At 54.2% G+C, this 17,751-nt stretch carries 5 protein-coding genes and 1 tRNA gene; 2 read left to right on the forward strand and 4 right to left on the reverse strand.

Going from position 1 to position 17,751, the window contains the following annotated elements:
- Positions 1-146 precede the first annotated feature (146 nt).
- Positions 147-233 (forward strand) — tRNA-Leu (locus LRR79_RS01690).
- A gap of 148 nt (positions 234-381) precedes the next feature.
- Here the strand turns inward: LRR79_RS01690 and LRR79_RS01695 are convergent.
- The 4 genes from LRR79_RS01695 to LRR79_RS01710 all read right to left on the reverse strand — a co-directional run bounded on the left by LRR79_RS01695 (position 382) and on the right by LRR79_RS01710 (position 17,119).
- The gene (locus tag LRR79_RS01695) at positions 382-11,676 is read right to left on the reverse strand and encodes a filamentous hemagglutinin N-terminal domain-containing protein (protein ID WP_231758709.1); all 11,295 of its coding nucleotides are present in this window, start codon (positions 11,674-11,676) and stop codon (positions 382-384) included.
- A gap of 72 nt (positions 11,677-11,748) precedes the next feature.
- A complete protein-coding gene (locus LRR79_RS01700; RefSeq protein ID WP_231758710.1) occupies positions 11,749-13,728 on the reverse strand; it encodes a ShlB/FhaC/HecB family hemolysin secretion/activation protein in 1,980 nt (659 codons plus the stop codon).
- 153 nt (positions 13,729-13,881) lie between these two features.
- Entirely contained in the window at positions 13,882-16,485 is a 2,604-nt protein-coding gene (locus LRR79_RS01705) for a bifunctional serine/threonine-protein kinase/formylglycine-generating enzyme family protein (protein ID WP_231758711.1), read from the reverse strand.
- 310 nt (positions 16,486-16,795) lie between these two features.
- Positions 16,796-17,119: a hypothetical protein gene (locus LRR79_RS01710; RefSeq protein WP_231758712.1), complete on the reverse strand. Its 324-nt coding sequence runs from the start codon at positions 17,117-17,119 to the stop codon at positions 16,796-16,798.
- A gap of 15 nt (positions 17,120-17,134) precedes the next feature.
- Between LRR79_RS01710 and LRR79_RS01715 the strand changes: the two genes are divergently transcribed.
- Positions 17,135-17,623, forward strand: coding sequence for an Hcp family type VI secretion system effector (locus LRR79_RS01715; protein ID WP_043319667.1), 489 nt, complete (start codon positions 17,135-17,137; stop codon positions 17,621-17,623).
- Positions 17,624-17,751: the final 128 nt, after the last annotated feature.

A 17,751-nucleotide genomic window follows, 5' to 3' on the forward strand; every position in this document is an offset into this window, starting at 1 on the left:
AAAAAACTACAAAATTGCCGGACACAAAACAAGCGCGCGCGGATACCGGAATGCACGCCCGGTGTCGGTTTATCGGTCACACAGGACAATTGACAGCCCGCTGAAAATGGCTATAGTGCGCACCTCAACAGCGCACAGCGCTGCTTGCCCAGGTGGCGGAATTGGTAGACGCGCTAGCTTCAGGTGCTAGTGGCCTTACGGTCGTGGAAGTTCAAGTCTTCTCCTGGGCACCATCTTTACGCAAAAAGGCCGACTCTCACGAGTCGGCCTTTTTGTTTTGCGCGCTGCGCAGGTTTTGGGCGCTATCGTTCAGGGATCGAAGGCGCCAGATGACGCCTCCAGGCCCAATCTCACTCAGCACCCACTATCAGCGCCCTCCTATTAACGTCCGCCAACGGCCATGGGCAGCGGCTCCAGCATGGCGCTTTCCAGTACTCCGCGCTCAACCGCACCGTCTTCCACCTTCGCGCTTTCTTCCCGCTCTTCCTCGTCGTCCTCAGATTCACCCAAAGGTCGCAGCTCGCCACCGCGCAACTGCACTTCCGGGAGGTTCAGCGCGTCGATACCCAGACTGTACGGGGCCACTTCGCTGAAAATACCCGGGTCCAGCTGGGCGATGTCGTCTACCGGGTTCTGCACCGCAGTCTTCAGTCCCTGGGTCGTCTCGGCACTGGCGATGGAAACACCCTTATTACCGATTGCGGTAAATATTGGCATATATCCCTCGAACGCCGGCTCGTAGTAAAACAACGCGACGATGCCCACAGACTCGGTGACATTGAATCGCAACGGGTTAATTACCGTACCGATATTGCCCCAGCGCTGCTGCTCGGTACCGATAACCGCGGATCCGGCTGTAATGTGCGTATCGCGGAAACTCTCGGCGGTTAGCAGGCCAAAATTGGCGCTGGCCAGGGATAGATTGCCTCGACCCACATCGAGTTTTCCGATCACCAGATCATCGCTCTCCACAATCGACACATCGATATCGCCGCCGCTCGAACGCAATGACAACGACTCGAGATCAGATTCAATATTCAGATCACCGGCCAGGGTAAGGTCGGCGCCGCCAGCCTTGAGGAAGCCACCAATGGTTTCTGCGGTAGTACTGACGAGGATCACATCGCCCGCACCGCCGTATCCGAGCGTCATATCACCGCCATTAAACTCGATGCCCGCAGTACCGCCAATGTTGGTGAAGTCCATTTGCTGACTGGAAACCAGATCCAAGCCGCCCGCAGTATCCTGCAGGGACTCGAAACCGGTAAAAGCGAACTCTCCCAACTGGTGTTGTGCCTCCGAGTTACCGCGGATCTGCCATTGCTGCTGCGTGGCCAGCTGCATCACCAGCTGATCGCTACCAGATCCCCCGGCAAGCTGCGCGGGCTGGCTGCCGGCCGTGATCTGCAAAACATCGTCGCCAGCGCCCAACAACAGGCTATCCAGTAGGGTGCCGCCCATGATCACAGTGTCATCCCCAGCACCCGTATCCAGGGATGCCAAACTTCCCCCATCCAGCTGGAAGGAGTCGTTGCCGCCACCGGCGACAATCTGCTCGAATCCACTGAAGCTCACCGAAGCCTGTGCATCCGAGACGCTGCCGCCGCTGTTGCCCAGGGTCCAACTCATATCGGCATCGAAGCCGAGAAGGGTATCGCTGCCACTGCCCGCTGCTATGGAATCCACTCCAGCGAAATTCACTCCACCTATCTGCAGATTTTGTGGACCAGTCATCAAGTATTCGGTACCGAATGACGGACCTGTATAGGCGCCGGTAGCCTCGACCTCCTCCAGGTTTTCAAACAGTACGGTGAGGGAGTCGACCGTGGCCACTGCAGCACCTTCCACCAGCGCGGCATCGCGCTCGAGCGAACGCCAGAGAACATCATTCCCGGTGACAACATCTGTGCCTCCGCCGGCATCGACGCTCTCTACACCACTGAATCCCATACCGGCGACGGTGATACCGCCATCGCTCAGCACGAACCTTTCAGTGGTGGCACTGCCAACCAGCTCCGAGGCGCTCACACTTTCAATTCCGGTAAACGCCATCTCACTGCTTGTGAACGCACCGTCCACCCCCGCCAGCTGCACGCTGGAGATCGCAGTGACATCGTCGCTTCCAATACCGCCATCGACAGCGGTGACATTGGAGAATTGAATGCCATCTACAGTCAGAGCACCGTTATCGATGACCGCAAAGGTATGCCCACTGTCATTTCCGACAATGCGACCAGAGCCCCCGGCGAACCGTTCGATACCTGAGATCAACAAGTCACCGTGCTGCAGGCTCGCAACCTCTTCCGCCAACTGCCAGTCCGCGCCGATGGAACTGCTCAAGCTATCCCCCTCAGCGCCACCAGCAAGTTTTGTCACACCCTGAAACGCTATCCCGGCGACCTCGATCGAGCCGTCGCTGGCGAGCGCGAAACTATCTGCTCCCGCGCTACCTGTCAGGGTGTCAGTGGTCGCCTGTTTGATACCCTTGAGGCTAAGCGAGCCCGCAAACACCTCTCCAGCAGTGTCAGACAATGTCAGCCCACCATTGTAGGCGCTGGCATCCAGAGAGTTATCGGCAGAAACACCATCCACAAATGTCATGTCGTTGATGGTCAATCCGCCTACAGAAATACTGTCAGCACTGTTCAGAACAAATGCATCTACCCCGTCTGTACCAAACACACCACCACTCAAGGCGTTGAGAATCTCTACATTCAGGAAGGTGATACCGTTATTTTCAGCACTGCTGCCACCGACGATCGTCCAGTCTGCGCCATCGAACCCGGTAACCGTATCAACACCACCTTTTCCGTCTATCTGAGTGGATTCGGAAACTATCTCAAATCCATTGACGATCACATTGCCATCAGCGTTGAACCAGATTTCATCACTATCGTCGGTAGCTCCAACTGCGCCCACGTCGAGCTGTTTGATATCGTAAAACTCGATACCCTCCGCGAAGACAAAATCGTTGGTCTCATTCAGATCTATCGTACCGGCGGAGCGCAGAGTATTGGTACCATCGTTACCATTCACCCGATTCAGCCCCGTCAGATTCAGATCCGCCACGGTGATTGCGCCCGCACCAGTCACCTCGAACGTTTCGTCCCCAGCGGACCCGTCCAGCTCAGCCAGCACAGCCGAGCTCAGTGCGGCAAAGGTCAGAGTACCGGCCACCTGCAACTCGCCATCGGTGCCAGTCAGGGCCAGTGCATCGCTGTAGCCGCTGGCATCCAGCTGGTCACCGGCAACGCCGGGGTTGGTTACGGCATCATAGGTTGAGCCATTGCCGACAACACTGGCCAGGCCGGTAAACGCCATACTTTCATAGGACACGGTTGCGCCGTCGTCGGCACTGCCGGTCAGCGTAAAAGCATCATCCCCTGTGGTACCGGTCAGCGTGGCTGCAGTGGTGTTGAAGCTCTCAAAGCCATCGAAGGTGATGCCGTTGCTGCTTTCTACGGAATCTGCATCCAGCAGTGCCCAGTTGATACCACTGGCACTATCAACGCTATTGCCGGTGCCACCGGCGGTCACGCTGGTAACACCGTCGAACTCGATCAGGCGGGCGGTGATACTGTCACTGGTAAGAGTAAACACTTCACTCTGCGTGCTACCGGTGAGCGACGCGGTATTGGCGGAAGTGAGTCCACTGAAGGTGATGCTGCCTGCGGTAACTTCCCGCGCACTGCCGGTGAGCACCAGGCCCGCACCAAAGGCGCTGGCATTGAGGTTGGCATCATTCGGGGCCGTGAAATGCTCGACATTGCTGAAGGTGATACCGTCGTGCAATACCGAAGCGTCCGCATACAGGGTAAAGCCCTGACCTCCACGGGAATCCACCCGGTCACTTTGATCCACACCGGTGCCGGCATCGACACTACTCACGCCGATGAAGTCAATATCCGCAACCTCGACGGCACCACTTCCTTGCAGGGTATAGACTTCCGCATTGGTGCTGCCTTGCAGCGTGGACGCGGTGGCACTGTCAATACCGGTAAAGTCGATCGCACTGCTCTTGAAGGCACCGTCGGTCCCAGCCAGGGTAACACCGGCGATGGCTTCTACGTCATCCGCGCCGGTACCGGCATCCACACTACTGATGCCACTAAACTGGTGCGTGCCATCAACGGTCACCGCGCTGTCAGCAGTCACCACAAAGTCGTGCCCGCTGCTGTGCCCTTTGATCACCCCGGCGCCACCGGTGAAGACGTCGACACCTGTAATAGTGAGGTCACTATCCGATTCGCGATCGAGGGTAACGCTGGCCAGGTTTTCTGCCAGTTGCCAGTCGCCACCGGCAGCGCTGTTAAAACTGTCGGAGCCACCGTTGCCGTCCAGGTTCGCAACACCGCGGAAGATAAACCCGGTATAAGTGTCGACGGTCAGGATATTGCCGGTAGCCAGATCGAAGACTTCTTTATCTGTGGTGCCGGTCAATTTGCCAGTGGTGATGTCTGTGATACCGGTGATGGTTAGTTCACCGGCTTCCAGCTCGCCAGTGGTGGTGGTGAGACTGATACCCGCACCGAAGGCACTGGCATCCAGGCTATCCGCATCGCCATTGCCGTTCAGGGAAGTCATGCCGAAAATGGTCATACTGCCAAAATCGATACTGTCATCCGTGTTCAGCTTGAAGCGGTCGGCACCGGTGGTGCCCAGCAGACCACCGCTGACTGCTGCCAGGGTTTCGGCGTTGAGAAAGGTAATGCCGTTGTTTTTGGCACTGGTGCCACTCAGCAGCTGCCAGTTCTGGCCCGACATGCCGGTGACACGGTCGTCGGTACCGCCGCGCGCATCAATGGTTGTGACGTTTTCAATGGCGATACCATTAACGGTCAGCTTGCCCAGGTCATCGAAGGCAATAATGTCATTGTTGTTGGTGGCGTTCAGGGTGGCGGTTTCATTCGCATCAATAACCCCCAGACCATAGAAGTCTATACCGCTGCTGCGAACATAGCCGCCTTCCATGGTCGGTGTGTCTTGGGCAACCAGCTTGTCGTTGCCACCACCGCCGTTCACACGGGAAAGCCCGGAAAGATTGATGCCGGCAGCTGTCAGCGTACCTGAACCGCTAGCCTCAAACACGTCGGCGCTATCGGTTGCGGTCAGCTGCTCCAGGATCGCGGAATTCAGCCCTTCGAAGGTCAGAGTACCGGCCACCTGCAACTCGCCATCGGTGCCAGTCAGGGCCAGCGCATCGCTGTAGCCGCTGGCATCCAGCTGGTCACCGGCAACGCCGGGGTTGCTTACGGCATCATAGGTTGAGCCATTGCCGACAACACCGACCAGGCCGGTAAACGCCATATTTTTATAGGACACGGTTGCGCCGTCGTCGGCACTGCCGGTCAGTGTAAAAGCATCATCCCCTGTGGTACCGGTCAGCGTGGCTGCAGTGGTGTTGAAGTTCTCAAAGACATCGAAGGTGATGCCGTTGCTACTTTTTACCGAATCTGCATCCAGCAGTGCCCAGTTGATACCACCGGCACTGTCAACGCTATTGTCCGTACTCCCGGCGGTCACGCTGGTAACGCCGTTGAACTGGATCTGTTGTGCACTGACGCTGCCACTGGCCAGGGTAAATACATCGCTTCCACCACTGCCGGTAAGCGACGCGGTATTGGCGGAAGTGAGTCCACTGAAGGTGATGCTGCCTGCGGTAACTTCCCGCGCACTGCCGGTAAGCACCAGGCCCGCACCAAAGGCGCTGGCATTGAGGTTGGCATCATTCGGGGCCGTGAAATGCTCGACATTGCTGAAGGTGATACCGTCGTGCAATACCGAAGCGTCCGCATACAGGGTAAAGCCCTGACCTCCACGGGAATCCACCCGGTCACTTTGATCCACACCGGTGCCGGCATCGACACTACTCACGCCGATGAAGTCAATATCCGCAACCTCGAGGGCACCACTTCCTTGCAGGGTATAGACTTCCGCATTGGTGCTGCCTTGCAGCGTGGACGCGGTGGCACTGTCAATACCGGTAAAGTCGATCGCACTGCTCTTGAAGGCACCGTCGGTCCCAGCCAGGGTAACACCGGCGATGGCTTCTACGTCATCCGCGCCGGTACCGGCATCCACACTACTGATGCCACTAAACTGGTGCGTGCCATCAACGGTCACCGCGCTGTCAGCAGTCACCACAAAGTCGTGCCCGCTGCTGTGCCCTTTGATCACCCCGGCGCCACCGGTGAAGACGTCGACACCTGTAATAGTGAGGTCACTATCCGATTCGCGATCGAGGGTAACGCTGGCCAGGTTTTCTGCCAGTTGCCAGTCGCCACCGGCAGCGCTGTTAAAACTGTCGGAGCCACCGTTGCCGTCCAGGTTCGCAACACCGCGGAAGATAAACCCGGTATAAGTGTCGACGGTCAGGATATTGCCGGTAGCCAGATCGAAGACTTCTTTATCTGTGGTGCCGGTCAATTTGCCAGTGGTGATGTCTGTGATACCGGTGATGGTTAGTTCACCGGCTTCCAGCTCGCCAGTGGTGGTGGTGAGACTGATACCCGCACCGAAGGCACTGGCATCCAGGCTATCCGCATCGCCATTGCCGTTCAGGGAAGTCATGCCGAAAATGGTCATACTGCCAAAATCGATACTGTCATCCGTGTTCAGCTTGAAGCGGTCGGCACCGGTGGTGCCCAGCAGACCACCGCTGACTGCTGCCAGGGTTTCGGCGTTGAGAAAGGTAATGCCGTTGTTTTTGGCACTGGTGCCACTCAGCAGCTGCCAGTTCTGACCCGACATGCCGGTGACACGGTCGTCGGTACCGCCGCGCGCATCAATGGTTGTGACGTTTTCAATGGCGATACCATTAACGGTCAGCTTGCCCAGGTCATCGAAGGCAATAATGTCATTGTTGTTGGTGGCGTTCAGGGTGGCGGTTTCATTCGCATCAATAACCCTCAGACCATAGAAGTCTATACCGCTGCTGCGAACATAGCCGCCTTCCATGGTCGGTGTGTCTTGGGCAACCAGCTTGTCGTTGCCACCACCGCCGTTCACACGGGAAAGTCCGGAAAGATTGATAGCGGCAGCTGTCAGCGCACCTGAACCGCTAGCCTCAAAAACGTCGGCGCTATCAGTTGCGGTCAGCTGGTCCAGGATCGCGGAATTCAGCCCTTTGAAGGTCAGAGTACCGGCCACCTGCAACTCGCCATCGGTACCAGTCAGGGCCAGTGCATCGCTGTAGTTGCTGGCATCCAGCTGGTCACCGGCAACGCCGGGGTTGGTTACGCCATCATAGGTTGAGCCATTGCCCGCAACACTGGCCAGGCCGGTAAACGCCATGATTCCATAGGACACGGTCGCGCCGTCATCGGCACTGCCGGTCAGCGTAAAAGCATTATCCCCTGTGGTACCGGTCAGCGTGGCTGCAGTGGTGTTGAAGTTCTCAAAGCCATCGAAGGTGATGCCGTTGCTGCTTTCTACGGAATCTGCATCCAGCAGTGCCCAATTGATACCGCTGGCACTGGATACACTATCGCTACTCGCCCCTTTAGTAACCGAGGTCAAATCACTGAATTCAAATCCGGTATACCCGGAAACAGTCAGTGTTCCGTCACTCCGTAAGGTAAAGACTTCCTGAGCAGTACTGCCCTTCAATTGACCGCCGCTGGCAACAACCTCCCATGCACCAGTGAAATCAATCAATGAATTGCGAACGTGATCGGCACCCAGGGTCCAGATACCACCACCGGTGACCTGGTCATTCCCGGACCCGGCGATAGTCGACAGCCCCGTAAATGTGAATGCATCGCTCGCGAGATCCGCATTGTTCGAAGAATTTATATCCAGGGAGACACTCTGACCATTAGTATTAACCGAGGCAACACTGGTAGACGCGAAGTCAGAAAATAGAATACCGCTGCTGACGGAGAAATCTGGTTCGTCTTCTGCCCCGGCGAGATGCGAGTAGATTCCGCTGCCGCTAGCATCATCGAGATACAATACCGCCAGCCCGGAGGCGTTTTCCGAGAAACTGTCGTTTCCATCGGAGATCACCTCCCCCAGCGCATCAAACACCATTCCGTTGACTGTTACCGTCTGCGAACCGGCACTGGAGCCGATCACGAAGTCGTGTTGTGTTTCTGCTGTTGTAGACGCGGTCAACTTATTGGCAGTAATACTGGAGATGTCGGACATTTCCAGGGTGCCGGCAACCACTTCCAGTTCGGTATCGGTGAGCACCAATCCATTTGAGTAGGCACTGGCATCCAGAGAAGGATTACCTGCAGTGCCAACGACAAAACCCGAACCTCTCTGCAAAAAAGCAAGATCACTGAAAGTCGTATTTGCGACAAAAACGTCGCCATCGGACTCAAGCGTGAAACGCTCACCAATATTGAAATCTAGCGTACCGCGGTCAGTATTGATGGTATCGAAATCGTAAACATCCACGCCGGAGCCACTTGAGAAGAAAAGCTCACCTTGCTCAGATCTATTCAGGGTCCAGCTATCGTCCCAACCTATAACCTCTGTTCCGTTTTCGGTACCCTGAACTGTTTTTAAAGCATAAAACTCGATATTACTAGTGCTGACGTCAAAGTAATCACCCTTCGAACCATCATTTTTAATGGTGAATATGGCAGTACCGACCGCATTGCGTGCCGAGAGCACATCAGTGGTAACCGTACTTAATCCGTAGAATACTGTCCCAGTACTAGCTGCTGCATCTGTCAACAGAGCAACACTATCGTTATCAACTCCAATTACAACTCCATATTCGTAATCAGAGGCACTCAGATGACTACTGCTCGATCCAGCGCCGGGGGATACCTTCGCCAAATCTTTAAACAGCATCCCATGGATACCGACATAACCACCGCTGCTGATTGAGAAATTATTTTTGGCATTCTTTTCGGCGGTTAGATCCGCACCACCCGACGTAACTTCCCAGATACCGGTGAAATCAATACCATTATTATTCCCACCATCGTCAATTACGGTCCAATCACCGGTCGAGTACAGCTTATTTCCGGAAGCCCCGATTACATCGGTAAGACTGCTGGCTTCCAGATTTATATCCGTAAACTCTGCCACCCCATTACCGGTCACTGACAAGGCGATACCGCCGGCCTGTCTCGTATCTATCTGTGCGACTTTAACGCCAGATAGCCCAAAAAACTTGATCCCGCTATCGTTACTGGCAGTGTCGACGAATACATCTGCCGCAACATCGCCATCATCTTTTTTAAGATAGACTTCCGATAGATCTAGCGCATTCAATTGACCACTAGACTCTACTTTGTTGATGCCACTGAATATCAATTGGGTACCATCAAACTCCGCGTTATTGGCAACGGTAACGGAGGTTCCACTGTCCACATCGAAGAAATAGCTATTACTATCACCGACAACGTTTCCTGAACCACCAACAAATACACCGACATTCTCAACAGTGAGACTTCCCCCGTGGGTAACGCTGGCCAGGTTTTCTGCCAGTTCCCAGTCCCCACCGGCAGCACTGTTAAAACTGTCGGAGCCACCGTTGCCGTCCAGGTTCGCTACACCGAGAAAGTTAAACCCGTCGTAAGTGTCGACGGTCAGGGTGTTTCCGGCAGCCAGGTCGAAAATTTCCTGGCCTGTGGTGCCGGTCAATGTTTCGGTCGTGATCTCGGTGATTCCGGTAATGACTAGACCACCGGCGTCCAGCTGGCCGGTGATGTCGGTCAGACCGATGCCCCCACTGAAGGCGCTGGCGTTAATAGCATCCTTGCCCCCAAGACCATTCACCGTATCGAGGTTTTCAAAAATCACTCCACTGTATTCGATATTCCCAGAGCCATTTAGGAAGAACACATCGTCGTCAATACCATCAGTTCCATTATTCCCAAAGAGTGTGACCCCTTCACCGACCACCACACCATCAGCATTTGTGATCGTTGCAACACTCGTTAACGAGTCACTTTTAAGCTTTGTTTCACCACCGCTCGATTCAATTACTGAAAATGAGGAGATTCCACTGACATCAAAGTGATGATTACCACCGGCGTTAGCTATCGTGAATGGATTTACAGACTGTATATTCCCGATAATACTAACCGTTGGAAGGTCCAGCTCTTCGGCTCCCTCCACACCCACTCCCAACGAGAAATCGTTGACACTAACAGCTCCGTTATTAGTAAAACCACTAGCAGCTACTATGTTCAAGGTGCCGTTACTAGCTGTTACTGTTTGCCCCGTGGCCAGCTCCACAGTGCCTTCGGATACGAGATTAAGAGACGAAGACTCGGTCCATTCGAGACCTTGCTCGACAGTAAGTGGCTCTGCATTCGCATCAATGGTCAACGTTGCGTTAGCGGCCAATGCGTCGGCGACTGCGGTGGAGCTGATACAGTTATCCGCGCAGTCAACACCATCTAGCTCCAGGGATTGGGCAGTAACTTTCCATTCGCCACCAGCTGCCGCATCTATGTCATCGGTAACCACGGACACATCCGATGCACCTGCGATGGCATCTTCGGAAGTGGTTGTAACGACACCACCGCTACTAAGCACGCCATTCCCAGTAGCACTGATGCTGCCAGCAAGGGTAAGGCTCTGGGAGGCAGAGACAGTAATATCGCCACCATCCGCCACCGTATCAATTACTGTATCGGGGTCTGTATCGGTGTTTGTGTAGGTACTGGCATCCGCAATCAGCTCACTATCCGTACCCAGCACAACATCCTTGGCCGTAACGTCAATTGATCCTGCCACGGCATTCTCAATCTCACCGTTGCTGACATTCAGGGTTCCATCATTTTCAATCTTTGCCGTGCCCGCCCCATAGGCACCCAGAGTGATCGTGCCTCCGGAGGTGTCAATTCCCGTTGCCAGAACATCACCGGTGTTATTCACAGCTGCGCTGTAGATACTATCAGCTGCGCCAGCCTTCATTACTACCTGTACAGCATCCACCGTGCCGGAATTCAGAATCTCGTAAGCGGCATCAAACTCATCATCAAGAGCCTCTTTCTCTACTTCTACACCGATCAGCCCATCGCCACCCAGGCTCAGCGTGACGCGGCCGCCCGTATGAATATTGATATTACCGCCCACCAACTCGCCCTGATCTTGTGCGGTAGACAACAGACCTGAGTTCTTCACGCTCTCACCAATGAGTGTGATACCCCGACCGGCCCTGATCACACTGCCAGCTTCAACGGTTACTGATCTGGACTCGCCATCTTCACTGGATATACTCGATGGATCTATTAAGTTGAAAGCAAAATCGCCAGAGCCACTGTCAATATCGCCTTCCATAGCCGCGGCCGTCAGTGCAGCCACATTAACAGAAGCCCCCTGTCCGAACAGAACGCCCCTGGGATTGATCAATACCACATGACCGTCTGAACCCAACCAACCCGCAATGTTGGTGGTACCATTCTGCACCTTATTGATCACCACGGAAGACGCATCAAAGCTTCCATCAGCAACAGCGGTAAAGTCAAAATACAGCCCTTCCGACTGAGCGATATTGAATGTTTCCCAGTCAAGTTTGGCAAACTCGCCATCAATACTAATTTTGGAAAAGCTTTCGCCGTCCACCTGATGTTTATCGCTATCGTCGAAGGTAACAGCGTCGTCAGTGGTGAAGTCTCCAATATTTCCAACTTCTACAGAATGTGCCACGGTGGCACTCATCAGCCCCGCCAGGCTCACCGCAACAGACAGCAAATTTCTTTTCATATTCATGATTCTTGCCACTTAGCTCCATGGCGGCGTCGAAACGCTGCCGATACCATTAAATTTGAGTTTTGTTTATTGCAGGAAGTAGGAAAAATCTGCGTATAAGGTTGGCGCATCGGCATTGTCGCCAGTGCCGTCCACCGAAGACTTTGACGTCGTTGGCCACGCCACAGACAACTGGCTGGCCCAGTTTTCACTCCAACTGAGCTTAAACAGAAAACCGGCTCCAGCGAGAGCTGCCCAATCGTTGTTCAGGTCGGCTTCAAAGTTGTTCACGACCCCATAACCCGCGTCGGCTATTACTGCGATCTGCAGCACATCGTTCAGTCGATGACCGAAGACTCGCGGGTTAATCGCATCGGGGAACGACGGGTACCACTCGGCAGAAATCAGACCGGCCTGATCGGCAGAAAAATCTCGGACGTCAAAGGCGCGGACCCCATTGGCGCCACCAAGAGAGAACTGTTCAAATGAAGGCAGAGTATTTTCACTGTACTGCCAGCGGCTTTTCACAATAAGACGGGACTGGGAATCAGTCAGCGGCATTGGTAAAAACAGCAGAGAGCTGGTCTCCGCAGCAACCTTCTCAAACTCGGAATCAGTTTCCAAGTCCGTTTCGCCAGAATAGCTTGATAATTCACCGTACTGAAATTTTGCGTTAACTACGTTCAGCATCGGGATACTACCGCCGGAGAGCTGATCAAAATAGACACCAACCTCACCGCCAAGCGCTTGATCCCAACGCTCCAGAATTGGCGTTGCAGCCAGAATTTCCGTTTTCTTATCGGTTATTGCAACATTACCAGTAATATTAAAATCACGAGAGCGCCGGAATTTATGTTCGAAACTCAGACCGTAGTTTTCGTTAACACCTTCCAAGTCGAGCAAGTTTATGAAGTCATCTTCATTTTCCGGGTTATGAATCTTGAACTTATTGTAATCAGCAGAAAATTGAACACGAGTTCGTGGATTCAATAGGGGAAGACTGTACTTGATCTGTCCGAGATTGGACCCGAAACCTGAATCAAAATCGTCGATACCGGAAGACTTCAGATACCCTACGGTCAATTCATCACCAATGCCTAACGGATTGAACCAGTCAACGGCGCTGAAGATTCGGTTGTCGCCGGTAAATGTCGACCCATGGTTGTCCATGCGGGTTACCAGGCGCCAGTCACTCTCATCTCTGACTTTCAGGTTAAGCCGAGTCTCACCCGGGTTATCCCCAGGGCTGAAATACCCAGTTACATTCAATGCTGGCAAATCGTTCAGCAGATATAGCGATTCTTCGATATTGTCGTGATTGACCAGCTTGCCTTTCTGTGAGGAAAATGCAGCGGCCAACTGTTTTTCACTATATTTCCGATTCTCGTGTACCGACACCTGCCCGAGAAGCCCCTCCTGAACGGAGAATGTCACGATGCCATTTTTCACTTCCTGCGCCGGGATCTGAACCTGTGCGAGAAACAGACCCTGCTGCCGGTAAAAACGGGTAAGCTCGGCAGCAATATCTTCGAGGTCGACGTAACTCAGGCCACGCTGTGCATTCTGCCTTTCCAGCGTAGTAACAAGCTTGCGCAGCTCCCGCGACCCAAGATTTTCTGGAGTGAAGCGCGCTCCCATACTGTCGAGAAGAGTTGCGATTTCTTTAAGATTGTCGACGGTATAGCCTGCCGCAACAATCTTATCCTCTTTCATGTATTTGACACGCAGCGCTTCTGCTTTTGCCTCTACCGTTTCGCGATCGATACCGAACTCCGGATATTCTTTCAGCCGATGGAACCGGAATTCCTTGACAGAAATCCGCGGCCCGATTTCACGGCCTGAGACTTCTGGTATATCTGTATCCAGGTTCGGGTCCCGGGCCTCCTTAGCCCGACGCTCAAACTCCCTCTGAACATCCTCGTTATTAACGTGAGGCACATCCTGCTCAAAAGCCTGCCTTACACGACTACGAAAGCTGGAGTCACTCTGTTGCGCCTGCGCCTGTAACGCAACCGTCATCATGCCCGCCAATGCGACGCACAACCATTCCTTGCTCGATGAAGACACGGATCCCCCCGGAGTTCCTTCTCAATTTTCCAGAGCGTAAACATACTTCGACGCCCTGCTTTTATTTAATTTTGTTCAAAGCCTGACAGTAGGCATTCATCAATTCACTATTTCGCAGTATGCGCTGCCACAACAGCACCACTGGTTTTTCGTTTACCGGTTGAGGTCCCGCACTACGCGAAATCCAGTGAGCTCATCCGCGTTACCACTGTGGAACATTTTTGATGTTGCAAGACATCGGCTCATGGGATCCTGACGACTACCACCGGCTGCGATCAGATTATTCTCCAAATCAAACACCCATTCCTGAACGTTGCCTACGGCATTGACAATACCGAACGGGTTGGCGGACCCTGCGCGCGCAGCAACAAGTTCTGCCCCTTTTTCAATACCCCCATAGCGCAGGTAGCAATTGCGGTCGGAAACTTCTGGCTCACCATTTGCACTCGCGGCAGCAAACCACTCGCGCTCACTGGGCAGACGGTAACTTCGGCCGGTCTCCCCGCTGAGCCATTCCAGATAGCGCTGCACCTGAGTCAATTCCACGTTGTGTACGGGTAGCTTTGAGTCGGCTTCCGAGAACGGCGAACAGCTACTGGTGGCGGTACAGAACTGTGAAAATTCAGCCTGACTGACCTCAAACTTGCCAACCGCCAGGGGCCGACCGGAACCACCATTGACCACCACCAACTCAGGACCTTCGCCACCCGAAACCATTGGGTCAGCACAGGTGTACCGATCCCCGCGGGCACCGCTACCGGGGCGCAGGTGCGCGCAGTAGTCGATATCGAGATTAGCGAGCACTTCCTGACTGGGGAGTAGATTTCGGGCACCTTCCAGAAGAGTTGCCGTGGTTGCCGGGCTCTTGAGCGCGAGCTTTCCAAAGCAGCCGGCAAGCTCTTCACCCACCACAGGCCGCAGCAGTTGCGCTTTAGTGACATCGATTGAGGCAAGTCGGGTCAGCGCATCTCCAATCTGCGGCAGACTGATGTTGAAATCACACTTCAGGGTGCCTTCCAGATCGTCGAGAACCATATCGATCTGTCGTTGCTTCTCCTGCGCAATACGCTGCTGTTCTGCACGTAGCGCTTCACGCCGCAGGCGCTCTTCTTCGCGCTCTGCTGCCAGCCGCTCCTCTTCGAGTTTGCGTCGCAGCTCCTGTCGCTCCTGATTCAACTGAGCGCGAATGGCATCCGCACCGGCTACATCGTCATTCCAGCTTGCAGCGCGTCCGAGCATCTCTTCCGCGGGTTCCAGGTTACCGAGGTTGAGCTGACCGGTAGCGGCGGCAATAAACAAGTCGGATACTGAACGATGAATGGATTCACGGAATTCAGCATCGGACGGATTCAGGGTTGCGTAATCCTGCAGCTCGGTACGCAGATCACGTTCCCAGTTTTGGGTCAGCACACTGAGCCCAAGCAGGCGTTCAATCGCCTCTTTTTTGTCGGCAATTCGACGCTGCAGTAGTTCTTGCTCCAGCTTTTTCTCCAGCTCTACCTTCACACGCTGCTGCTCAGCGGCATTTTCCTGTTCAAGGTGGTTGTAGCCGATACCGCCCGCTACCAGTGTTGCCACAAACAGTGTGCCGAAGGCCCACTTCCAGCCGGTTTTTCCGTAGAACTTTTGAACAAATCGCTCGACAGTCTCAGTTCGGTCCGCACGGTGCAGCGCCAGTGCAGATTCCAGAGCACGCCACTGACGACGGCTCAGCGACCGAATACGCTTGGGCTTCAGCTTCTGCTCAAAAGCCTTATCAGCGGGCACTTTGTTATAGGGGTGGCGCCCACAGAAAAGCTCGTATGCCACACACCCCAGAGCAAAGACATCATCACTAGGCTGGGGCTCGCCACCCTTGAGCATTTCAAGACTTGCATAGGCCGGAGTCAGCGCTCCCAGGGTGCCAGCATCAAAGATGGTTTTTTCACCGGCCTTGCTTGCAATTCCACCTTCGGATACCGCTCGCGCGATACCAAAGTCAATAACCTTCGCACCCTTTTTGGCGGTGACGAAAATATTGCCGGGTTTGAAGTCCGAGTGCACGATGCGATGGGAATGCGCATAAATCAGCGCCTGGGAAACATCGCGCAGGATTGATTCCGCGCGCTCTTTCTCCAGACCCACATCCGCGTGCTCACGAAGCAGCTTGTCGAGGGGCGCCCCTTCAAGAAACTCCATGGTCATGAAGACACGATCGCCTTCCCGGTCGAAATCGTAAACAGTTACGATGTTGGGGTGAGCCAGTGTCTGGGACTTCCGCGCCTCCCGCTGCAGGGAAATGAACGCGTCGGGATGCTTCTGAAAGTCTTCGTTCAGCAGCTTGATCGCGACATAGGGATCACTGTCACTGGCTTCAAGCTTGCGGCGGTCCAGGGCTTTGTAGACGGCTCCCATCCCCCCAACACCGAGCAATTTATCCAGCTCGAAACGGCCCTTGATGATCGTTTTGGTAACAGCGCCCTCTCGGGATCTGGAGGGCTCAAAATGCACAGCCTCACGGGGGCGGGGAAGTGATTCTCCAGCACCGCCGGAATCGACGATTACTGTCGCATCGATACCGTCGACGCCCTTCGCAATGCTCGACGTACCAGATGGCGACTCACCGGCACCTGAGGGAACCAAACCCGGGTTGCCGCCAATCGGGGGATGATCGTTGGCACCGGTATTCTCGTTGCCTACAAAAACCGTGACGTCAGATTCATCACAGGCCGACAGGTTTTCCGCAGCTTTCTGAATTATGCGGGTCTTGTCATTCACAACCATCTCCCTGGTGTAAACTCAGCGGCGGATCCTCTCGCCGATAGGATTTTCGTTGCGCACGGTGCGCCATCAGACCGCATCGCGTCTGGCACCTTCCGGATTTGTCAGCGAGGAAGTGGGACCGTGCCCGAAGGTCGCGAAGTATATCGAAGGGCTCTCACGCCAACAATTAATTGGCACAAGGTTTTACACGAATTCCTATTACACTTTGTTACATAACTGGTGAGTCGTTACCAGTTAGCCCGCAAGTGAAACCATCGTACCAATAGTGCTGTGACTACAGGCCAGCATGCACATACCGCACACATCAAAATGGAACGATAGTGCCACCAACACTCGCCGCGCCCGACTCTACCGGAAATAACGAAATCTTTATTGGACTAGTGCGCTGATACCGCAGGTTTCCTGAAAATTTATTGGTGCCAGAGTCGATTTGAAGTATCTGCAAGTATTCCGTAATAGTGTTATCCCGCACGCTATAAAATAGTGCCAGAGTCGATTTAAAAATTCCCACAAATGGTTTTTTTTTTATTTTGGCTCTGCTTAAATCCAACCGCTCGCCAAGTTTTGGCACTCCTTGAACTACTGCTGTCGCGGTGGAAAAGGAAACCCCACCATCGATCCATACCATATTGAGGGATTAACAATGGCCATTTACATGAACTTCAACAACAAGGCGCCTGCCGGTAACGTAACTGCCAAAGGTTACGAGGACTGGATTGAGGTAGACAGCTTCAACTTCGGTGTCGGCCGTGGCATCTCCATGGAAGCGGGCGCTGTTGCCAACCGTGAAGCCACCCGCCCGAGCCTGAGCGAAGTTACCGTGACCAAGCGTATCGACGCTGCTTCCGGCGGCTTGTTCAAGTCCTCCGTAACCGGTGATGAAGGCGTAAAAGTCGAGATTCACGTTGTTCAGACCGGCGCCAACTCTGTAGAGAAGTTCGCTGTTTACACTCTGGAAGACGTTCTGATCTCCTCTTACAGCATCTCCGCTGCCGCAGGTGGTGCACCGGCTGAGTCCATCTCTCTGAGCTTCGCCAAGATCGAGGCGGACCTCAACCATGCGGACAAAACCAACAAGAACCCGAAAAACATGCGCGTCGGATACGACCTTACTACTGCTACTCCGCTGTAATCTGGTCAATCGCAGGCTGCGACATTTCGTTCAGCGGTCGGCGCGAAGAGCCGGGCTTAGCAGCAGGGGGCTGTCAAGCCCGGCTTTTCTGTTTTACTGATACTTGCTTTTGCCATACAACCTTTCTC

The sequence above is a fragment of the Microbulbifer elongatus genome, assembly GCF_021165935.1.
Taxonomy (GTDB): Bacteria; Pseudomonadota; Gammaproteobacteria; order Pseudomonadales; family Cellvibrionaceae; genus Microbulbifer; species Microbulbifer elongatus.